Below are 19,896 nucleotides of genomic sequence, written 5' to 3'. Positions count from 1 at the left end.
TTCATCCAATATGAAGGAAAAAGAAGAAACCCTCTCCGGGCTGAACGACCGCATCGCGCAGCGCGTGCGCGACCTGCGCGCGCAGCGCGGCCTGTCGCTCGACGCGCTGGCCACGCACTGCGGCGTCAGCCGTTCCATGATCTCGCTGATCGAGCGCGGCGAAAGCAGTCCCACCGCCGTGCTGCTCGAAAAACTCGCGACCGGTCTCGGCGTGTCGCTGGCCTCGTTGTTCGAGGCGCCCGCGCCCGCCGCCGACCCGGTATCGCGGCTGGCTGGCCAGTTGCAGTGGCGCGACCCGCACTCCGGCTACGTGCGGCGCAATGTGTCGCCCAGCGGCTTCGCCTCGCCCATACAGATCGTCGAGGTGCTGTTTCCGCCCAAGGCGCGCGTGGCCTACGAAACCGCGGCGCGCGAGCCGCTCATCCACCAGCAGGTGTGGGTGCTCGACGGCGTCATCGAACTCACGCTGGGCGATGAAAACCACCGGCTCGCCACCGGCGACTGCCTGGCGATGGTGCTCGACCGCCCCATGAGCTACTACAACCCCTCGCGCGAGACCACCCGCTACGCCGTGGTGATCGCAACCCTGCCTTTTTCGTGGAGATGAACGACATGACGAATTTCGAAGCGCCCCGCATCCGACTTCTTTCGACGGTGGGCGATGGCCAGCTGCAGGCGCTGGCCGACCTGCTGATCGATTGCGTCGACGGCGGCGCGTCGGTCAGCTTCATGCATCCGCTCACGCCCGGGCGCGCGCAGGCTTTCTGGCGCAACGTGGCCGCGGGCGTGGCCGCCGGCGAGCGCGACTTGCTGGTCGCCGAGGACGCCGAAGGCATCGTCGGCACCGTGCAGGTGGTGCTGGCGCAGCCCGAGAACCAGCCGCATCGCGGAGAGGTTTCCAAGATGCTGGTGCACCGCAGGGCGCGGTGCCGGGGCATCGGCGAGCTGCTGATGCGGGCGGCCGAGCAGCAGGCACGCGAGCGCGGCAAGACGCTGCTGGTGCTCGACACCTCCAGCCCCGAGGCCGAACGCCTCTACGCCCGCACCGGGTGGACGAGGGTGGGCAGCGTTCCCGGCTTCGCGCTGCTGCCGCAGGGCGAGCCGTGCGCCACCACCTTCTTCTACTTGGAACTGGCCGGCGTCTAGCGCGCGCCGAAAGCCGCGTTCTCGAACAGGTCCTTGAACTCGCGCGGCTGCGAGCGCCAGTACTGGTGCGGCGCCTTCACCTGCGCGCCCAGTTCGGCCGCCGCGTGCCACGGCCAGCGCGGGTCGTACAGCATCGCGCGGGCCAGCGACACCGCATCGGCCTGCCCGTCGGCAATGATGGCCTCGGCATGGGCCGGCTCGGTGATGAGCCCGACGGCGATGGTCGGCAGCCCGACCTCGGCCTTGATGCGTGCCGCGAACGGCACCTGGTAGCCCGCGCCCAGCGTGATGGCCTGCTGCGGCGACACGCCGCCGCTCGACACATGGATGGCCGCGCAGCTGCGTGCCTTCAGCGCCTGCGAGAACGCGACCGTGCCGTCGAGGTCCCAGCCGCCGGGCACCCAGTCGCTGGCCGACACGCGCACCCACACCGGCCGCTCGGCCGGAAAGGCTTCGCGCACCGCGTCGAACACCTCGAGCGGAAAGCGCATGCGGTTCTCGAGGCTGCCGCCGTATTCGTCGTCGCGATGGTTGGCAATGGGCGACAGGAACTGGTGCAGCAGGTAGCCGTGCGCCGCGTGGATCTCGATGCCGTCGATGCCCAGCCGCGCCGCGCGCCGTGCCGCCGCCACGAAGGCGTCGCGCACGCGCCGCAGGCCGGCAGCGTCGAGCGCGATGGGCGGGTCTTCGGTGGGCGAATGCGGCACGGGCGAGGGCGCATAAGCCTTCCATCCGCCGGGCTCGCCGGGGCGGATCTGCTTGCCGCCTTCCCACGGCGCGCGGCTCGACGCCTTGCGCCCCGCGTGCCCCAGTTGCATGGCGATCTTGATGGGCGAATACGCGCGCGTGGCATGCAGCACCCGCGCCAGGCCTTCTTCATTGGCATCGGAATAAAGGCCGAGGTCACCGGGCGAGATGCGCCCTTGGACCTCCACAGCCGTCGCCTCGATGATCAGCAGCCCCGCGCCAGAGAGCGCCAGGTGGCCGAGGTGGATAAGGTGCCAGTCGCCCGGCGTGCCTTCCGTGGCGGAGTACTGGCACATCGGCGCGATGACGATGCGGTTGTCTATGTCGAGTTGGCCGAGCTTCAGGGGCTCGAACAGGCGGGGCGGGAATGTTGGTTGACTCATGACGGTGCGGCTCCACAGGAGCGGCAATTCTGCGGCTCGAGGGCGATTCGCACGGCCGACGAGGCAGAAGCCTTGCTGCTCGATGCGGTATCGAAGGCTTGTGTGTGGGATGTCTTCAGGGCGTGCTCACGCCGACGGGGTACCTTGCTCCGCGAATGTCCCCCGGCCTTCGGCCTCCTCCTCTATTTCGCTGCGCAAGGCACCCCGCCAGCGTGAGCGTTCAGTGCTGCTGCGGAAGCTGCATTTGTTGGCGGTAGTCGGGACTTCGTGCCGCATGGCGCGGCTATTTTGGCGGGTTCTTCTCTAGAGTGAATGCCCCTGTCACTCGAGACCCCACCAAGGGGGAAGGAAGGCGCAACACACCCACCACCCAGATGTTCGAAGGCTGCTTGCCTCGCGGCAGGTCGTCGGTGCGAAAGCAGCGATGCAGATGCGAGGTATCAAAAGGCGACGGCCGGGGTGTATCGAGCACCCCGACCGTCTAACCAGGTTCGTGCAACCACCTTGGAAGGAACCGCACAAAAATGGCTACCAAGACTATAGCCCGGCCTCGCACGCCGGTAGCTTCCGAAGACAACGCCCAGGGCCCGGCGGAGCTTCTCGAAAACACACTCTCTCAACTCGAAGCGCTCCTGTGGGTATGCCACGGCGAAGGCATCGACTGGCGCAGCGGCGAAGGGCCTCGGCAACTGGACAACCTGCTTTGGCTCGCGGCTGATATGGCTCGCAAGGCGGGGCAACTGTTTCAGCTGAACGAGAAGGCGCGACGCGCGGCGCCTGAGACCGGCGGCTAGCGGCTGGCGCGCCCTGATGGGTTGCCTAGCCGGGTAGCTTTGCCGCAAGCACGTCGACACTTTGAATGGACGGCGGCTCGGAGAACAACTCCCCCGCCTGTGCCATCAAGGCCGCCGCAACCTTGCCCGACAGATGCGCCTGGCGGCCTGCGTCATCCGGAAAGGCATCGAAGATTCCAAAGGTCGACGGCCCAAGGCGAATGCCGAACCAGGCGGTAGTGGCTGGCTCTTCCATGACGAGAGGAAGACCACCCTTGAGAAAACTCTCGACGTCTTTCTCTTTCCCGGGCTTCGCTTCCAGGCGAACGAACAACGCGACTGTGACCATGACATGCTTCCTTTCTTTCAAAGAACGCGACCGATCCTGGTCGCATAGGGCAGAGCAGTCTGCGCCATTTCAATGTCCATGTTGCCGACTATTTTTGGTTCATCGACGCTCGCCGTTCGTAAAAAGCTCAGCGGCGCACCCGGTGGCCTGTGCACATGCCCTGAACGAAGTGCGACTCCGGCAACCAACAAGCAATCCCATGGATTGACGGGATGGCAAGCCGCTCGACGCCCTGTCATCATTCGCCGCTGCATGACCATCGATCCGAACCCCCTAGTCGATTTGTTGACCCGAGCCAGGCGAGCCCTGGCGGACCCGGCGGGCATGCTGCCCGTAACGAACCCCGCCACCCCCGAGGCCGGATGCGTCGTGTTCTTCGCCACAGGCGAAGGCAGCAGCCGCGCCCGCGTGGCATCCGGCCGTGGCGCCGACGTCGAGGCCGCATGGCAAGCCGCCGCCGAAGCCATCGCAGTGCAGGCCGGCCGCGGCGAACAGCCGCCGCAACGCCTGCGCGCCGAACTCGTCGACAAAGTCACCCCCATGCGCTGGCGCGAGCTCAAGGCGAAGTTGGCGCAAACCAAGCGCAACTACTTCAACGAAGGCATCGCCTTCGACGCACGCTTCGAGCTGGCCCTGCTCGCGCAGGAAATGCACGGCGGCGCGGTGCTCTACAACGGCGACGTCGACCACGCCGAGCCCAACCCCGGCAACCTGCACCTGCTCAGCAAACGCCGCTTCGGCCGCGAGATCGACTTTCCGTCAGACGACGAGGCGCCCGTCTGGTGCTTCACCACCCGCGCCGTGTACGTCGACGCCAAGGGCGCATGGCCCATCACCGCCGAAGGGCAGGCAGCAGGCTTTCGCACCCTCTCCGACTGGAACGCGCCGCAGATACGCACCCTCATTGAAGACGCCAGCACCTACCTCGCCGCCCAGGTCAAGCCCACGGGCGAGTTCGACTACGGCTGGTTTCCCTGCTTCGACCGCCTCATTCCCACCTACAACACGCTGCGCCACGCAAGCTCGACCTACGCCATGCTCGAGGCCTGGGAGCTCACGCGCAGCGACGTGCTCAAGGCATCCATCGACCGCTCGATCGGCTTCCTCGCGGGCACGCTGATCCGCCCCGCCGTGCTGCCCGACGGCACGCGCGCCGCCTACCTGCTGGACATCGGCAACGAGATCAAGCTCGGCGGCAGCGCCGTGTGCCTGCTCGCGCTGGTCAAGTACACCGAGCTCATGGGCGACCGGCAGTTCCTGCCGCTGCTGGAGCAGCTTGCGCTCGGCATCCGCCACATGCAGGACGCGGAGACCGGCAGCTTCGTGCACGTGCTGAATGCGCCCGCGCTCGACGTGAAAGACAAGTTCCGAGTCATCTACTACGACGGCGAAGCCGCCTTCGGCCTGATGCGGCTGTACGGCCTCACGCGCGACGCGCGCTGGCTCGCGGTGGTCGAGAAAGCCTTCGAGCACTTCATTACGGCCGAGCACTGGCGCGCGCACGACCACTGGTTGAGCTACTGCGTCAACGAACTCACCCGCTACAGGCCCGAGACGCGCTACTACCAGTTCGGCCTGCGCAACGTGGCGGGCTACCTGGACTTCGTGCTCGAGCGCATCACCACCTTCCCCACGCTGCTCGAGCTGATGATGGCCGCGCGCGACATGGTGCTGCGGCTGGAAGCCGACCCCGCGCTGCGGCCCCTGCTGGCCGAGCTCGACCGCGACAAGTTCGACCGCGCGCTGGCCTGGCGCGCGCGCTACCTTGCCAACGGCCACTTCTGGCCCGAGCTGGCGATGTTCTTCCGCAACCCCGAGCGCATCGCGGGTTCGTTCTTCATCAAGCACCACAGCTTCCGCGTGCGCATCGACGACGTGGAGCACTACCTGTCGGGCTACGTGGCCTACCACCGCATGCTGAAGGCGAGCGAGGGCCAACAGCAAGGGCGGCGCGCAGGCACCGGCACCGTCGCATGGGGCGGCGACGTGAACCTGGGGCGGCGCCAGCACTTCCGCATGCAGGAACTGGGCGGCGCGCGCAGGATGCTCGGCGACATCGCCGCGCTGCGCGATGCCGACCTGCGCATCGTCAACCTCGAATGCGTGGTCGCGACCACCGGCGAGCAGGGCGTGGACAAGGGCGAAGCGGGGCCGTACTACTACCGCGCACGGCCCGAGATGCTCGCCGTGCTGACCGAGGCCGGCATCGGCATGGTCGCCACCGCCAACAACCACAGCGGCGACTACGGCGCCGAGGCGCTGCTGGAGCAGCAGGCGCACCTCGATGCCGCCGGCATCGCCTACGCCGGTACCGGGCGCACGCTGGAGGCCGCGTTGCGCCCCGCCTTCCGCCGCGCGGGCGGCGTGCGCGTGGCGCTGTTCTCGCTCGACGCCACGCAGCCGCGCTTTGCGGCCACCGCCGAGCGCGCGGGCGCGGCCTGGCTGCCGCTCGACGACCCCGCCGCATGGAGCGCCGAACTCGCACCGCGCATCGAAGCCGCGCGCCGCGAGGCCGACGTGGTGCTGGTGGCGGTGCACTGGGGCGCCAACCTGGAGACCGAGCCTTCGGCGGCCGAGATCGCCGTCGGCCATGCCATCGTCGATGCGGGTGCGGATGCGGTGCTCGGCACCTCGGCGCATGTGTTGCAGGGCATCGAGGTCTATCGCGGCCGGCCGATCCTGCATGACGCGGGCGACCTGCTGTTCGACTCCATCCGCAACGACTTCGGCGACTCCGGCGTGTTCACGCTGGCGCTGGGCCTGCGCGGCGTGGAGGCGGTGGTGTTCACGCCGGTCGGCGTCGGCTACGGCTTCTCGCGGCAGCTGGCGGGCGAGGAGGCCGAAGCGCTCGGCGCGCGCTTCGCCGCGCAATGCCGCGCGCTCGGCACGGAGGTGGCGGTGGTGCAGGGCGGGCGTTGCGCCTTGCGGCTGTCGCCGCCGGAGCGCCCGGTGTTCCAGGCCGACCCGGCCGCAGCCAAGGCGCCGCCTTCGCGGCCCACGCCGGTCGTCGGCCCGGTACGCACGCCGCGCCCCGAGTGGATGGTCGACGCGGTGCCCTTCGATGCGCGCATCACGCCGCTGCAGTTCGGCCCGCTGCGCCTGCTGGGGCTGCGCATCGCGCCCCGGCAGATCGCCGGGCGGCGCATGCTGTGGGTCGAATCTTTCTGGTGCGCCGACGAGCCCGTGGCGGCCGACCTGCGGCTGCAGTTCCGCGCGCTGCCGATGCGCAGCCGCACGATGCCGCCGTGGGGCGAGGGCATGGACCACGATCCCTGCGACTGGATGTGGCCCACCAGCCGCTGGGAGCCCGGGCGCATCTACCGCGACCGCTACGGTCTGCGCCCGCCGCGCCCCGGCCTGCTCGAAAGCGACGTGCTGCAAATCGAGGTGCGCATACGCGGCAGCCTGCCCGATCTGCCGCCAGAACTCTCGCGTGCACGGCGCCTGCCTGTGTGGTGCGGCCTGCGCGTGCCGGAACTCCCGGCGCCGCTGCCCGAGCGCCCCGCACCCGTGCTTGCTGTCGACCGCCCGGGCGAGGGCAACGAGCCCGCGCCGGTGTGGACCGCCGCGCAACTGCAGCAGATCACCGGGGGCCGCTGGCTGGTCGAGCCGCCGCCGGGCTGGTTCGTGAACTCGGTGGTGCGCGGGCCCATCCACATGTCGATGCTGCCGGGGCCGTCGCTCTTCGTGGCTTCCGACTACCGCACGCTCGCAGTGCACGAGAGCTACAGCAAGCCGCGCGCCGACAACTGGGACCGCCACCTCGAACTGCCCGGCCTGCAGCAAGCGCTGGCCGGCGCCGTGGTCGCGCACGAAGTCAAGGGGCTCGACGCGGCCTTTCCGCTGCTGCGGGTGGACGACCCGATTGCCGCGATGCTCGCGCTGGGCGCCGCCGCGCGGGCGCGCTACAAGGGCCTGCTGGTGGGCGTGACCGGCACGGTGGGCAAGTCCTCCACCATCGCCATGCTGCGCGACCTGCTGCCGGAACGCGCGCGCGTGCACACCACCATCGACAACTACAACTCGCGCGTCGGCGTGCCGGCCATGCTGGCCAACCTCGCGGCCGACGCAGACGTGTGCATCCTCGAAATGGCGCAGAGCAGCCTTTGGATGGAGCGCGGCCCCATATCGCTGGTGGCGCGGCCGCACGTGGCCGTCATCACCGAGATCGGCTTGTCGCAGACCCGGCAGGCCTCCACGCTGGAACTCACGGCCGAATACAAGTCGCGCATCTTCCTGGGGCTGGAACCCGGCGGCGTGGCCATCGTGCCCGACCACATCGCCTGCCTGCAGCAGGTTGTGCAGGCGGCGGCGCGAACGGCCGGCGCGATCTGGGTGGTGGGCCCGGGGCCCGACGCCAACATCCGCATCGTCGACACGCAGCCCGAGCCCGGCGGCGGCTGCCGCGTGCGCATCGCGATGGCGGGGCGCACGGTGGCGTATTCGTTCCCGCTGCACAGCGCGGGGCTGGTGCGCAATTCGGCGCTGGCCTTCGCGGCCCTGGTGGCCATGGGCTTCGACGCCGAAGCCGCCTGCGCGCGCATGCCGCATGTGCGCCTGCCGGCCTCGGTGATGCAGGTGCATCCGCTGCGCACGCAGGCCGGCGTGCAGGCCACGCTGATCGACGACAGCTGGAACGCCGAGGTCATGTCGATGCGCAACGCCATGGAGTTCGTGCGCGGCTTCCAGCGCGCGGCGCAGGGCCCTGTCGTGCGCAAGATCGGCGTGCTGGGCCGCATCATCAACCTCGACAAGGACGCCGAGGCCATGCACCGCAGCCTGGCCGCGCCGCTGCTGCAGTCGGGCATCGCGCATGTGGTGACGCACGGCGACGAGATGCGCTGGCTGCGCGAGGAAGTGCCGGCCGAACTGCTCGGCCCGCACTTCGACGACGCGGCGCAGCTCGCGGGCTACCTCGGCGGTTTCCTGCGCGATGGCGACCTGGTGCTGGTGAAAGGCGACCGCGTCGGCTCCGACTTCGGCGAGGTGCCCGTGCTGCTGCGCAAGCTATGAGCATGCTCGGCTTCCTGCGGCGGCATGCCCGTTGCGCCCTTGTGCTTTGCGCGCTGGCGCAGGCCGCCTGCGCGCAGCGCACCGGCCCGGACGTGCCGCGCCCCTTTGCCGCCAGCAACGACGAGGTGCTGCACTGGAACCAGCCCGCCGATCGCGCGAGCTGCCCCGACCGTGCCGGCTACCTGTGGGTGCAACCGGCCGAGGGGCCGGCCTGCATCCGCTACTTCGCGAGCGACGACATCGACGGCGCGCGCATCGCCATCGTGCAGTTCTCGGGCGACCGCGACAGCGTGATGGACCAGGCGCCCACGCGCATTCCCGGCAACACCGAGCCGCTGCGCACGCTCGACGCACAGCGCAGCCGCGACCGCGCCGGCGTGCCATGGGTCTTCGTCGCGCGGCCGGGCACCTACGGCTCGTCGGGCGATCACCGCAAGCGCCGCGAGCTGGTGGAGTTCCATGTGCTGGACGCCGCGCTCGATGCGCTCATGCAGCGCCACAAGCTGCAGCGCATCGTCATCCTCGGCCACAGCGGCGGGGCTACCGCGGGAGCAGCGCTGCTCACGCTGGGGCGCACGCGCGTGGCCTGCGCGGTGCTGACATCGGGCGCCTACGGGCTGCTGGAGCGCGCGACGCTGCTGGGCCGCTCGAACGGCGGGCGCACCGACACCACCGGCAGCGCGCAGTTCTACGACCCGCTCGACTACGTGGGCGGCATCGCGCGCGACCCGTCGCGGCGCATCGTGCTGATCGGCAACCGCGACGACCACAACACACCCTTCGCGCTGCAGCAGCGCTTTGCCGACGCGGTGGGCAAGGCCGGGCACCGCGTGGAGATCCGCACGCACGCGGCCGAGCCGCCCGAATATCACGACCTCACGGACCGCATCGGCCTGCGCACCGCCTCGCTGTGCGCGCGCGAGGCGCTGTTTCCCTAGCCTGCAGAACGCACACCCATGAGCCAATCCATCACCTCGCGCGCCTACGGCCGCATGCCCGACGGCCGCGCCGTGACCGAGTACACGCTCGACAACGGCCGGGGCCTGAGCCTGAGCGCCATCAACCTCGGCGGCATCGTCACCGCGCTGCGCGTGCCCGACCGGCACGGGCAGGCCGCGAACATCGTGCTGGGGCTGCCGTCGCTGGAGGAATACCTGAAGCCGCATCCGCACTTCGGCACCATCGTCGGCCGCTTCGCGAACCGCATCGCGGCGGGGCGCTTCACGCTCGACGGCGTGGCTCACCAACTCGTGCTGAACGACGGCCCCAATTCGCTGCATGGCGGCGCGAAGGGCTTCGGCACGCGCTTCTGGGACATCGTGCCGCTGACGGCGCAAGAAGCCGGCGGCGACATCGCCATCGAGCTGCGCTACACCAGCCCCGACGGCGAAGAAGGCTACCCCGGCGAACTGCGCGCCACGGTGCGCTACACCCTGAGCACGACGGCGAACACCTGGCGCATCGACTACAGCGCGCTGGCCGACCGGCCCACGGTGCTGAACCTGAGCCATCACGACTACTTCAATCTTTCGGGTGAAGGCTCGGTCATGGACCACCGGCTGATGCTGCCCGCGAGCCGCTTTTGCCCGGTCGACGCCACGCTGATCCCGACCGGCCTGGCCGACGTGGCCGGCACGCCCTTCGACTTTCGCGATGGCACGCTCATCGGCGAGCGCATCCGCCAGGGCCACGAGCAGCTGCTGCTCGCGCACGGCTACGACCACAACTGGGTGCTCGACCGGGGCCCCGCGCACCAGGGGCTGGCCCTGGCGGCGCGGCTCGCGCACGAGGCGTCGGGCCGCGTGATGGAAGTGCACACCAGCGAACCCGGCGTGCAGTTCTATTCGGGCAACTTCCTCGACGGCAGCCTGCTGGGCAGCGGCGGCGCGAGCCTGCGGCAGGGCGACGGCCTGTGCCTGGAAACGCAGCACTTTCCCGATTCGCCGAACCGGCCGGACTTTCCCTCAACAGTGCTGCGACCTTCCGAGGTGTTCCGCAGTGCGACCGAGCACCGGTTCGGCATCGGCTGAAGCAGCGAAGTTCAGCCCGCGAACAGCGCCGCCGGCACGCCGGGGCTGCCGATGCGCACCTTGAAGAGGCCTCCGGCCAGCGGTTCGGCGGCCTGCTGCTCGGGCGTGAGGCTGTTGCGCGCGGTCGTGATGTAGAGCGTGCGCAGGTCGGCGTCGCCGAAGGCGCAGTCGGTCACGTGGCTCGCGGGTATGGCGATGCGGCACAGCTCCGCCGCGCTCACCGGGTCGTGGCAGGTGACGCAGGAGCCGCCCCAGTGCGCGATCCACAGGCGCCCGGCGGCGTCGGTGGTCATGCCGTCCGGCAGGCCGTCGGGCTTGGGGAAGCGGTGCCATTCGCGGCGGTTCGACACGGTGCCGGCTTCCATGTCGAAGTCGTAGGCGTAGAGCTTGTTGAGCACCGTGTTGTTGAAGTACATGGTGCGGCCGTCGCCCGACCAGGTCGGTCCGTTGGTCACTTCGAAGCCGTCGTCGTGGCGGGTGCAGCGGCCGTCGGCGTCGTAGCGGTAGAGCGCGCCGGTGGGGGCCTTGCAGTCGAAGTCCATGCTGCCGGCCCAGAAGCGGCCGCGGGCGTCGCACTTGCCGTCGTTGAAGCGGTTGCCGGTGCGCTCGGTCTCGGGCTGGTGCAGGTAGCGCGGCTTCGCCTCGTCGCCGGGCACGGTGGTGTCGAACAACGCGAAACCACGCCGCAGCGTGATGAAGAGGCCCGGCGCCGAGGCGCGCTCGGCGATGGCGGTGATCTCCTCGTCGAAGCTCCAGGTGCGTTGCGCGCCGGTGGCGGGGTCCAGGCGAAACAGCCGCGGCGTGAGGATGTCGATCCAGTAGAGCGCCTGCTCGCGCTGCGACCACAGCGTGCCTTCGCCGAGGTTGGCGCCGGCGGGCCAGATGCATTCGGGCGCGCCTTCGACGACCGGTGCGGGGGAAGAAGAAGAGGTGTTTGTCTCGTGCTTGTTCATTTGTTGTTTCCGTTGCTCGGTGTCATGTCTTCTTGACGCGGCGGATCGTATCAAGGCATATTGATAACTGAAATTAAAAATACTGGCATCGATTGATATGCATATTGCAATGTCACTTGCCGGGCTTCTGGAGACCTTTTCTTGAATTCCCCACAGCTTTCCATTCATCCGAGCCTGAAGGACCGCACGGTGTTCGTCACCGGCGGCGGCAGCGGCATCGGCGCGGCCATCGTCTCGGCATTCGCGGCGCAGGGCGCGCGCGTGGCTTTCGTCGACATCGCCGAGAGCGCCAGCGCGGAACTCGCGCGGCAGATCGTGGCGGCCGGCCATGCGGCGCCGTGGTGGCGCACGTGCGACGTGCGCGACATCGCCGCGCTGCAGCAGGCCATTGCCGATGCGGCGGGCGAACTCGGCGACTTCGCGGTGCTGGTCAACAACGTGGCGAGCGACGACCGCCACACGCTCGAGTCGGTCACGCCCGACTACTACGACAACCGCATGGCCATCAACGAGCGGCCGGCGCTGTTCGCCATCCAGTCGGTGGTACCGGGCATGAAGCGGCTGGGCTTCGGCTCGGTGGTGAACCTGGGCTCCACGGGCTGGCAGACCAAGGGCTCGGGCTACCCCTGCTATGCGATTGCCAAGTCGTCGGTGAACGGCCTGACGCGCGGGCTGGCGGTGGATCTGGGCCGCGACCGCATCCGCATCAACACGGTGTCGCCCGGCTGGGTGATGACCGAGCGGCAGGTGAAACTGTGGCTCGACGAAGAAGGCGAGAAGGCCTTGCACCGCAACCAGTGCCTGCCCGACAAGCTGATGCCGGAAGACATCGCGCGCATGGTGCTGTTCCTGGCATCCGACGACGCGAAGATGTGTACGGCTCAGGAATTCACAGTGGACGCCGGCTGGACCTAATCAGGTACTCCCCCAGGCTTTGCGCACTTCGTGTCGCTTCGCCAACCCCCTCGCCCAGGGGCAATGCCTGCGGCCCGGCAAAGCCGGTTCCGCGGCATTCCTCGAATGAATCCGGTCAGTCGATCTCCATCTCCAGCTTGCGCCCGTAGACGCTGGCGCTGGCCGTCTTCAGCGCCTTCATCATCACCCTGGCCGCCGGCGACAGCAGCCGGTCGGTGCGCGTGATGATGCCGAAGGCGTCCATGTGGCAGGGCATATTCAGCGGCAGCAGCGACACGATGCCGTGCGATGCGTAGTAGCGTGCCACGTCGGTGGCCAGCACGGCCACCATGTCGCTCTGCTGCAGCATGCGCGTGATGAAGAGCAGGGCAGGGCTCTCGATGGTGTTGGTCGGCGGTGCCAGGCCTTCTTCCTGGAACATCAGCTCGAAGCGGTGGCGCAGCACGCTGCCAGCGGGCGGCACGATCCAGCCGGCGCTCACCACGTCGCGCAGCGTGAGACTGCTCACGCCCAGCAGCGGATGGCCCGGCCGCACCAGCGCACACACCGGCTCTTCGCTCAAAGCCTCGTAGCGCAGCTGCGACTTGTCGTGCTCGGCAAACAGGCGCGCCACCAGGATGTCGAGCTTGCCCTGCTCGAGCCGCTCGATCAGCACCGGGCTGGTCTCTATCTCCAGCGACACGCGCAGGTCGGGCTGCTCGCGCTTGACCATGGCCACGGCCGGCGGCAGCAGCGTGAGCCCCGGCGCGGTGATGGCGCCCACGCTCACCTGGCCGAATCGCCCGGCCTTGAGTGCGGTGAGTTCGTCGTGCGCCTGGTTCAGGCTCGCGAGCGCGACGCGGGCGTGGCGGATCATGGTCTCGCCGTACCAGGTCGGGCGCATGCCGCGCGGCAGGCGGTCGAACAGCGGCACCTCCAGCACGTCTTCCAGGTCTTTCAGCAGCTTGGAGGCGGCCGGCTGTGTCATGTTGAGCACCTGCGCCGCGCGGTGGATGTTGCCTTCCTCGGCCAGGGCCACGAGCAGCAGCAGTTGCCGCGTCTTGAGCCGGGCGCGGATGAACCAGTGGTTGTAGTTCGTCATTTTTCTTAAGACCAAGGACTGATCGGGTTTTCCAGAATCCAGCGATTGATATGCATTTTGCGTAAAAAACGATTGGATCGATATCGATTCTGTTCTTAGACTGCCCTCACTTCAAGAACAACAGAGACAAGGTCGACGCCACGGTGATTCACGGCGAGATTCATCTGAACGTGCGGCAGTACATCAATGGCCGTTGGGAAACCAGCGCGACCACCGGTGTGAGCGCCAATCCCTCGGACACCAGCGAAGTGGTGGCCGAGTACGCACGCGCCGACCGTCGCCAGGCCGAAGCCGCCATCCGCGCTGCCACCGAAGCCTTTCCGCACTGGAGCCACAGCACGCCGCAGCGGCGCGCCGATGTGCTCGACCGTATCGGCGCCGAGCTGCTGGCGCGCAAGGACGACCTGGGCCTGCTGCTGGCGCGCGAGGAAGGCAAGACGCTGCCCGAGGCCGTGGCCGAAGTGGCCCGCGCCGGCCAGATCTTCAAGTTCTTCGCGGGTGAGGCCATCCGTAGCGGCGCAGGCGGCGGTGGCGGGGAGAACGTGGCCTCGGTGCGCGCGGGCGTGCAGGTCGACGTCACGCGCGAGCCGGTGGGCGTGGTCGGGCTCATCACGCCGTGGAACTCGCCCTTCGTCATTCCCGCGTGGAAGATCGCGCCCGCCCTGGCCCACGGCAACAGCGTGGTGTTCAAGCCGGCTGAGCTGGTGCCGGCCTGCGGCTGGGTGCTGGCCGAGATCATCAGCCGCGCCGCCCTGCCGGCCGGCGCCTTCAACCTTGTGATGGGCAGCGGCCGCGAAGTGGGGCAGGCGCTGGTCGACAGCGCGCTGGTCGATGCGCTGAGCTTCACGGGCTCGGCGGCCAACGGCGAACGCATTCTGCAGGCCGCCGCCGCGAGGCGCGCGAAGGTGCAGCTGGAGACCGGCGGCAAGAACGCGCTGGTGGTGCTGGCCGACGCCGACCTGGACCGCGCCGTCGACTGCGCGGTGCAGGGGGCGTATTTTTCCGCCGGCCAGCGCTGCACCGCGTCTAGCCGGCTCATCGTCGAAGCGGCAGTACACGACGCCTTCGTGGCAAAGCTGCGGCAGCGGCTCAAGGCGCTGAAGATCGGCCATGCGCTGGAACGCGGCATCGACATCGGCCCGGTGGCCGACGAGGAGCGCCTGGCGCAGAACCTCGCGTGGGTCGGCATCGCGCGCGAAGAAGGCGCCGAGCACGTCTGGGGCGGCGAGGCGCTGGAGCGCGCCACCCGCGGCCACTACATGAGCCCCGCGCTGTTCCTGGCGAAGCCTTCGCACCGCATCGCGCGCGAGGAAGTCTTCGGCCCGCTGGCCTGCGTGCTGCGCGCCGACGACTACGACGAGGCCCTGGCGCTGTGCAACGACACGCCCTTCGGCCTGTGCGCGGGCATCTGCACCAATTCGCTGAAGCACGCCATGCATTTCAGGCGCCATGCCGTGGTCGGCATGACGATGGTCAATCTGCCGACCGCGGGGGTGGACTTCCACGTGCCCTTCGGCGGCCGCAAGGGGTCGGGCTACGGGCCGCGCGAACAAGGGCGCCACGCCGCGGAGTTCTACACGACGGTGAAGACCGGCTACATGCTGGCCTGACCTGACGGGGTTTCGTTCATCACTACCAACAGCCAACTGCAAGTCCTCGCGACATCAAGAAGGAGACATCCCATGACCATGAATCGCCGCACCCTCAACACCGCGCTCGCCGCCGCAGCCCTGGGCAGCATGCTGCCCGTGTCCGTCTTCGCACAGAAGAAGCTCGTGCTGGGCTTCGCGCAGGTGGGCGCCGAAAGCGAATGGCGTACCGCCAACACCGAGTCGATCAAGTCGTCCGCCAAGGACGCCGGCATCGAGCTGAAGTTCTCCGATGCGCAGCAGAAGCAGGAGAACCAGATCAAGGCCATCCGCTCCTACATTGCGCAGAAGGTCGACGTGATCGCCTTCTCGCCGGTGGTGGAGTCGGGCTGGGAAACCGTGCTGCGCGAGGCCAAGGCCGCGAAGATTCCGGTGGTGCTGACCGACCGCTCCGTCAACACCAAGGACGACTCGCTCTACGTGACCTTCATGGGTTCCGACTTCGTCGAGGAAGGCCGCAAGGCCGGCCGCTGGCTGGTCGAGAAGATGAAGGACCAGAAGGGCGACGTGAACATCGTCGAGCTGCAGGGCACCGTGGGCTCGGCCCCGGCCATCGACCGCAAGAAGGGCTTCGAGGAAATCATCAAGGCCGACCCGAAGTTCAAGATCATCCGCTCGCAGACCGGCGACTTCACACGCGCCAAGGGCAAGGAGGTGATGGAAGCCTTCCTGAAGGCCGACGGCAAGAAGATCAATGTGCTGTTCGCGCACAACGACGACATGGCCATCGGTGCCATCCAGGCCATCGAAGAGGCAGGCCTGAAGCCCGCGAAGGACATCGTCATCATCTCCATCGACGGGGTGAAGGGCGCCTTCGAGGCCATGATCGCCGGCAAGCTCAACGTGTCGGTGGAGTGCAGCCCGCTGCTCGGCCCGCAGCTCATGCAGGCGGTGAAGGACATCAAGGACGGCAAGACGCTGCCCAAGCGCATCGTGACCGTGGAGAGCATCTTCCCCATGGAAGTTGCCGCCAAAGAGTTTCCCAACCGCAAGTACTGAGGAAGCCCCGACATGAAACGCAACTTCCTCAAGGCCACGCTCGCGGGCATCGCGTTCGCCATCGTCGGCTTCTCGCCGCTGGCCAGCGCGCAGGACAAGGGCCTGATCGCGATCTCGATGCCCACCAAGTCGTCGGCGCGCTGGATCGCCGACGGCGCCAACATGGTCAAGTACTTCAAGGACAAGGGCTACAAGACCGACCTGCAGTACGCCGACGACGACATTCCCAACCAGCTCGCGCAGATCGAGAACATGGTGACCAAGGGCTCGAAGGTGCTGGTCATCGCGGCCATCGACGGCACCACGCTGTCCGACGTGCTGCAGAAGGCCGCCGACAAGGGCGTGAAGGTGATCGCGTACGACCGGCTCATCAAGGGCTCGAAGAACGTCGACTACTACGCCACCTTCGACAACTTCCAGGTCGGCGTGCTGCAGGCGCAGTCGATCGAGGCGGCGCTGGGCCTGAAGAGCGGCAAGGGGCCGTTCAACATCGAGCTGTTCGGCGGTTCGCCCGACGACAACAACGCCTTCTTCTTCTACAACGGCGCGATGTCGGTGCTCGACCCGTACATCAAGAGCGGCAAGCTGGTGGTGCGCAGCAAGCAGATGGGCATGGACAAGGTCGGCACGCTGCGCTGGGACGGCGCGGTGGCGCAGGCGCGCATGGACAACCTGCTGTCGGCCTACTACACCAAGGACCGGGTGGATGCGGTGCTGTCGCCTTACGACGGCCTCTCCATCGGCATCCTGTCGTCGCTCAAGGGCGTGGGCTACGGCTCTGGCTCGCAGCCGATGCCCATCGTGTCGGGGCAGGACGCCGAGGTGCCTTCCATCAAGTCGATCCTGCGCAAGGAGCAGACCTCGACCGTTTTCAAGGACACGCGCGAGTTGGCCAAGGTGACGGTGTCGATGGTGGACGCGATGCTCTCGGGCAAGACGCCCGAGGTGAACGACACCAAGACCTACAACAACGGCATCAAGGTCGTGCCCTCCTACCTGCTCAAGCCGGTAAGCGTGGATGCGTCGAACTGGAAGCAGGTGCTGGTCGACAGCGGCTACTACAAGGAAAGCCAGATCAAGTGAGCATCGAAGGCAGCCTCGCCGATGCCGGCGCCATCCTCGAGATGCGCGGCATCACCAAGACGTTTCCCGGCGTGAAGGCGCTGAGCAATGTCAACCTCGGCGTGCGCGCCGGGGAGATCCACGCCGTGGTGGGAGAGAACGGCGCGGGCAAGTCGACGCTCATGAAGGTGCTGAGCGGCGTCTACCCGTGCGACTCCTACGAGGGCGAGATCCGCTTCGAGGGCGAGGTGCGCCGCTTCCGGGGCATTGCCGACAGCGAAAAGCTCGGCATCATCATCATCCACCAGGAGCTGGCGCTGGTGCCCCTGCTGTCGATTGCCGAGAACATCTTCCTGGGCAACGAGATCACGCGCGGCGGCGTGATCGACTGGTTCGCCGCCTATGCGAAGACGCGCGAGCTGCTCGCCAAGGTGGGCTTGCAGGAGCCGCCGACCACGCTGGTCACCGACCTGGGCGTGGGCAAGCAGCAGCTGGTGGAAATTGCCAAGGCGCTGGCCAAGGAAGTGAAGCTGCTGATCCTCGACGAGCCCACCGCCAGCCTCAACGAGCGGGACAGCGACGCGCTGCTGATGCTGCTGCTGGAGCTCAAGCGCCAGGGCATTGCGTCGATCCTGATCTCGCACAAGCTCAACGAGATCGCCAAGGTGGCGGACTCGATCACCGTGCTGCGGGACGGCGCGACCGTCGAGACCATGGACTGCCGCGCGCAGCCTATCAGCGAAGACCGCATCATCCGCGGCATGGTCGGGCGCGACATGGCGCACCGCTATCCGCAGCGCGCGCCGAAGATCGGCAAGACCGTGTTCGAGGTGCGCGACTGGCGCGTGCACCATGCGCTGCACGCCGACCGCGAACAGATCAAGGGCGTGAGCCTGAACGTGCGCCAGGGCGAGATCGTCGGCATTGCGGGCCTCATGGGCGCGGGCCGCACCGAGCTGGCCATGAGCGTGTTCGGCAAGTCCTACGGCCAGCGCATCAGCGGCTCCGTGTTCATGCACGGCAAGCCGGTGGACGTGAGCACGGTGCGCAAGGCCATCGACCACGGCATCGCCTACGTCACCGAAGACCGCAAGGGACTGGGGCTGGTTCTGGAGGAAGACATCCGCAGGAACATCACCCTGGCCAACCTGGAGGCGGTGGCCGATTCGTCGGTGATAGACACCGGCCGCGAATTCAAGGTGGCCAACGAATACCGCAAGGCACTCAACATCCGCTGCTCGGGCGTGGAGCAACTGGTGGTCAACCTGTCGGGCGGCAACCAGCAGAAGGTAGTTTTGAGCAAGTGGCTCTTCACCAAACCCGAGTTGCTGATTCTGGACGAACCCACGCGCGGCATCGACGTGGGCGCCAAGTACGAGATCTACACCATCATCGACCAGCTCGCGAGCGAGGGCAAAGGCATTCTCATGATTTCTTCTGAACTGCCGGAACTGCTCGGCATGTGCGACCGCATCTACGTGATGAACGAGGGCCGCTTCGTGGCCGAGTTCACCGCGGCCGAGGCTTCGCAGGAACGCATCATGCATGCCATCGTGAGTTCAGGGAGTTCCGTTCATGTCGCAGCCTGAAGTCAACGCGATGAAGCCGGCGGTGCCGGTGCAGGAAGGGGCGGCCAGGCTGCATGCCGGCTTCCTGAAGAACAACCTGCGCGAATACGGCATGCTGATCTCGCTGGTCGCGATCATGGTGCTGTTCCAGGTGCTGACCGACGGCACGCTGCTGCGGCCGCTCAACCTCACCAACCTGCTGCTGCAGAACAGCTACGTTGTCATCATGGCGCTGGGCATGCTGCTGGTGATCGTGGCGGGGCACATCGATCTTTCGGTGGGCTCGGTGTGCGGCTTCATCGGCGCGCTGGCGGCGGTGCTGATGGTGGAATACGAGTGGCACTTCGTGCCGACGGCCATCGTGAGCATTCTTGCGGGCGCCATCATCGGCGCTGCGCAGGGCTGGTTCGTGGCGTTCCGCAAGATCCCCTCGTTCATCGTCACGCTGGCGGGCATGCTGGTGTTCAAGGGGCTCACGCTGGCCTTGCTGGCGGGGCAGTCGGTGGGGCCGTTTCCGGTGGAGTTCCAGCGGCTCAGCTCGGGCTTCATTCCCGATCCGCTGGGCGGAGACACACTGCGCCTCACATCGCTGATCGTCGGCGCGCTGGCCGCCGTCGCGCTGGTGTTCTTCAAGCTGCGCGGTCGCGCCAGGCTGGCGGCGCACGGCATGGAGCAGGAGCCGTATGCCTTCTTCCTGGTGAAGAACCTGTTCTTCGCGGCCATCATCCTGTTCTTCAGCTACCTGCTCTCCACCTACAAGGGCCTGCCCAACGTGCTGATCGTGATGGCGGTGCTGATCGTGGTGTACGACTTCGTCACCAACCGCACCACCATCGGCCGGCGCATCTATGCGCTGGGCGGCAACGAGAAGGCGGCGCGGCTGTCGGGCGTGAAGACTCAGCGGCTGGCGTTCCTCACCTTCGTGAACATGGGCGCGCTGGCGGCGCTGGCGGGCCTGGTTTTCGCGGCGCGGCTCAACACGGCCACGCCCAAGGCGGGCCTGGGCTTCGAGCTGGACGTGATCGCGGCCTGCTTCATCGGCGGCGCCTCGGCTTCGGGCGGCGTGGGCCGGGTGATGGGCGCGGTGATCGGCGCCTTCATCATGGGCGTGATGAACAACGGCATGTCGATCCTGGGCATCGGCATCGACTACCAGCAGGTCATCAAGGGCCTTGTGCTGCTGGCGGCGGTGTTCATCGACGTCTACAACAAGAACAAGTGACGGCTG

General features: G+C 67.8%; 16 protein-coding genes. 12 read left to right on the top strand and 4 right to left on the bottom strand.

The annotated features are described in order from the left end of the window. Positions 1-10: 10 nt before the first annotated feature. Positions 11-607 carry a helix-turn-helix domain-containing protein gene (locus ACQY8B_RS19360; RefSeq protein ID WP_422088189.1) on the top strand — a complete coding sequence of 199 codons (597 nt, stop codon included), beginning with the start codon at positions 11-13 and terminating at the stop codon, positions 605-607. A gap of 5 nt (positions 608-612) precedes the next feature. Then, positions 613-1,146, top strand: a complete 534-nt coding sequence (locus tag ACQY8B_RS19355; RefSeq protein WP_422088188.1) for a GNAT family N-acetyltransferase — start codon at positions 613-615, stop codon at positions 1,144-1,146. On the opposite strand, the gene ACQY8B_RS19350 is transcribed toward ACQY8B_RS19355, so the two are convergent. After that, entirely contained in the window at positions 1,143-2,276 is a 1,134-nt protein-coding gene (locus ACQY8B_RS19350) for an NADH:flavin oxidoreductase/NADH oxidase (RefSeq protein WP_422088187.1), read from the bottom strand. The genes ACQY8B_RS19355 and ACQY8B_RS19350 overlap by 4 nt on opposite strands. A gap of 524 nt (positions 2,277-2,800) precedes the next feature. Between ACQY8B_RS19350 and ACQY8B_RS19345 the strand changes: the two genes are divergently transcribed. Then, on the top strand, positions 2,801-3,070 hold the full coding sequence (locus ACQY8B_RS19345; RefSeq protein ID WP_422088186.1) for a hypothetical protein: 270 nt from the start codon (positions 2,801-2,803) through the stop codon (positions 3,068-3,070). A 25-nt stretch (positions 3,071-3,095) separates the two neighbouring features. Here the strand turns inward: ACQY8B_RS19345 and ACQY8B_RS19340 are convergent, their stop codons facing one another. Next, positions 3,096-3,398 (bottom strand): putative quinol monooxygenase, encoded by a 303-nt coding sequence (locus ACQY8B_RS19340; protein ID WP_422088185.1) that lies wholly within the window; start codon positions 3,396-3,398, stop codon positions 3,096-3,098. Positions 3,399-3,722: 324 nt separating this feature from the next. Between ACQY8B_RS19340 and ACQY8B_RS19335 the strand changes: the two genes are divergently transcribed. The 3 genes from ACQY8B_RS19335 to ACQY8B_RS19325 are packed head-to-tail and all read left to right on the top strand — an operon-like array spanning position 3,723 to position 10,441. Beyond that, a complete protein-coding gene (locus ACQY8B_RS19335) occupies positions 3,723-8,411 on the top strand; it encodes a CapA family protein (RefSeq protein ID WP_422088184.1) in 4,689 nt (1,562 codons plus the stop codon). Next, complete coding sequence (locus ACQY8B_RS19330; protein ID WP_422088183.1) at positions 8,408-9,349, top strand: alpha/beta hydrolase family protein; 942 nt, start codon at positions 8,408-8,410, stop codon at positions 9,347-9,349. Before ACQY8B_RS19335 ends, ACQY8B_RS19330 begins: the two co-directional genes overlap by 4 nt. 18 nt (positions 9,350-9,367) lie before the next feature. Further along, the gene (locus ACQY8B_RS19325; protein WP_422088182.1) at positions 9,368-10,441 is read left to right on the top strand and encodes an aldose epimerase family protein; all 1,074 of its coding nucleotides are present in this window, start codon (positions 9,368-9,370) and stop codon (positions 10,439-10,441) included. A gap of 11 nt (positions 10,442-10,452) precedes the next feature. On the opposite strand, the gene ACQY8B_RS19320 is transcribed toward ACQY8B_RS19325, so the two are convergent. Beyond that, positions 10,453-11,394 carry an SMP-30/gluconolactonase/LRE family protein gene (locus ACQY8B_RS19320; RefSeq protein WP_422088181.1) on the bottom strand — a complete coding sequence of 314 codons (942 nt, stop codon included), beginning with the start codon at positions 11,392-11,394 and terminating at the stop codon, positions 10,453-10,455. A gap of 141 nt (positions 11,395-11,535) precedes the next feature. On the opposite strand from ACQY8B_RS19320, the gene ACQY8B_RS19315 reads away from it, so the two are divergent. Beyond that, positions 11,536-12,309, top strand: coding sequence for an SDR family NAD(P)-dependent oxidoreductase (locus tag ACQY8B_RS19315; RefSeq protein WP_081268559.1), 774 nt, complete (start codon positions 11,536-11,538; stop codon positions 12,307-12,309). A 115-nt stretch (positions 12,310-12,424) separates the two neighbouring features. On the opposite strand, the gene ACQY8B_RS19310 is transcribed toward ACQY8B_RS19315, so the two are convergent. Next, the gene (locus ACQY8B_RS19310; RefSeq protein WP_422088180.1) at positions 12,425-13,390 is read right to left on the bottom strand and encodes a LysR family transcriptional regulator; all 966 of its coding nucleotides are present in this window, start codon (positions 13,388-13,390) and stop codon (positions 12,425-12,427) included. A 143-nt stretch (positions 13,391-13,533) separates the two neighbouring features. Between ACQY8B_RS19310 and ACQY8B_RS19305 the strand changes: the two genes are divergently transcribed. The 5 genes from ACQY8B_RS19305 (at position 13,534) to mmsB (ending at position 19,890) form a co-directional block, all read left to right on the top strand. Then, a complete protein-coding gene (locus ACQY8B_RS19305; RefSeq protein ID WP_422088179.1) occupies positions 13,534-15,000 on the top strand; it encodes an aldehyde dehydrogenase family protein in 1,467 nt (488 codons plus the stop codon). A gap of 72 nt (positions 15,001-15,072) precedes the next feature. After that, a complete protein-coding gene (locus ACQY8B_RS19300) occupies positions 15,073-16,038 on the top strand; it encodes an ABC transporter substrate-binding protein (protein WP_081268556.1) in 966 nt (321 codons plus the stop codon). A 12-nt stretch (positions 16,039-16,050) separates the two neighbouring features. Next, the gene (chvE, locus tag ACQY8B_RS19295) at positions 16,051-17,121 is read left to right on the top strand and encodes a multiple monosaccharide ABC transporter substrate-binding protein (protein ID WP_422088178.1); all 1,071 of its coding nucleotides are present in this window, start codon (positions 16,051-16,053) and stop codon (positions 17,119-17,121) included. 41 nt (positions 17,122-17,162) lie between these two features. Then, a complete protein-coding gene (gene mmsA / locus ACQY8B_RS19290; protein ID WP_422089079.1) occupies positions 17,163-18,689 on the top strand; it encodes a multiple monosaccharide ABC transporter ATP-binding protein in 1,527 nt (508 codons plus the stop codon). Then, positions 18,676-19,890 (top strand): multiple monosaccharide ABC transporter permease, encoded by a 1,215-nt coding sequence (mmsB, locus tag ACQY8B_RS19285; protein ID WP_428744979.1) that lies wholly within the window; start codon positions 18,676-18,678, stop codon positions 19,888-19,890. Before mmsA ends, mmsB begins: the two co-directional genes overlap by 14 nt. Positions 19,891-19,896 lie beyond the last annotated feature (6 nt).

The sequence above is a fragment of the Variovorax sp. genome, assembly GCF_965279555.1.
Classification (GTDB): Bacteria; Pseudomonadota; Gammaproteobacteria; order Burkholderiales; family Burkholderiaceae_C; genus Variovorax.
Note: the sequence above shows the minus strand (reverse complement) of the source record. Positions and strands in the feature narration are given on the sequence as shown.

What these genes read in the sequence shown, in the direction of transcription:
- ACQY8B_RS19320 (WP_422088181.1), bottom strand. Translation starts at nt 11,394, where the DNA reads ATGAACAAGCACGAGACAAACACCTCTTCTTCTTCCCCCGCACCGGTC.
- ACQY8B_RS19345 (WP_422088186.1), top strand. Translation starts at nt 2,801, where the DNA reads ATGGCTACCAAGACTATAGCCCGGCCTCGCACGCCGGTAGCTTCCGAA.
- ACQY8B_RS19335 (WP_422088184.1), top strand. Translation starts at nt 3,723, where the DNA reads ATGCTGCCCGTAACGAACCCCGCCACCCCCGAGGCCGGATGCGTCGTG.
- ACQY8B_RS19330 (WP_422088183.1), top strand. Translation starts at nt 8,408, where the DNA reads ATGAGCATGCTCGGCTTCCTGCGGCGGCATGCCCGTTGCGCCCTTGTG.
- ACQY8B_RS19310 (WP_422088180.1), bottom strand. Translation starts at nt 13,390, where the DNA reads ATGACGAACTACAACCACTGGTTCATCCGCGCCCGGCTCAAGACGCGG.
- ACQY8B_RS19355 (WP_422088188.1), top strand. Translation starts at nt 613, where the DNA reads ATGACGAATTTCGAAGCGCCCCGCATCCGACTTCTTTCGACGGTGGGC.
- ACQY8B_RS19360 (WP_422088189.1), top strand. Translation starts at nt 11, where the DNA reads ATGAAGGAAAAAGAAGAAACCCTCTCCGGGCTGAACGACCGCATCGCG.
- ACQY8B_RS19350 (WP_422088187.1), bottom strand. Translation starts at nt 2,276, where the DNA reads ATGAGTCAACCAACATTCCCGCCCCGCCTGTTCGAGCCCCTGAAGCTC.
- mmsA (WP_422089079.1), top strand. Translation starts at nt 17,163, where the DNA reads ATGCGCGGCATCACCAAGACGTTTCCCGGCGTGAAGGCGCTGAGCAAT.
- ACQY8B_RS19300 (WP_081268556.1), top strand. Translation starts at nt 15,073, where the DNA reads ATGACCATGAATCGCCGCACCCTCAACACCGCGCTCGCCGCCGCAGCC.
- chvE (WP_422088178.1), top strand. Translation starts at nt 16,051, where the DNA reads ATGAAACGCAACTTCCTCAAGGCCACGCTCGCGGGCATCGCGTTCGCC.
- mmsB (WP_428744979.1), top strand. Translation starts at nt 18,676, where the DNA reads ATGTCGCAGCCTGAAGTCAACGCGATGAAGCCGGCGGTGCCGGTGCAG.
- ACQY8B_RS19325 (WP_422088182.1), top strand. Translation starts at nt 9,368, where the DNA reads ATGAGCCAATCCATCACCTCGCGCGCCTACGGCCGCATGCCCGACGGC.
- ACQY8B_RS19340 (WP_422088185.1), bottom strand. Translation starts at nt 3,398, where the DNA reads ATGGTCACAGTCGCGTTGTTCGTTCGCCTGGAAGCGAAGCCCGGGAAA.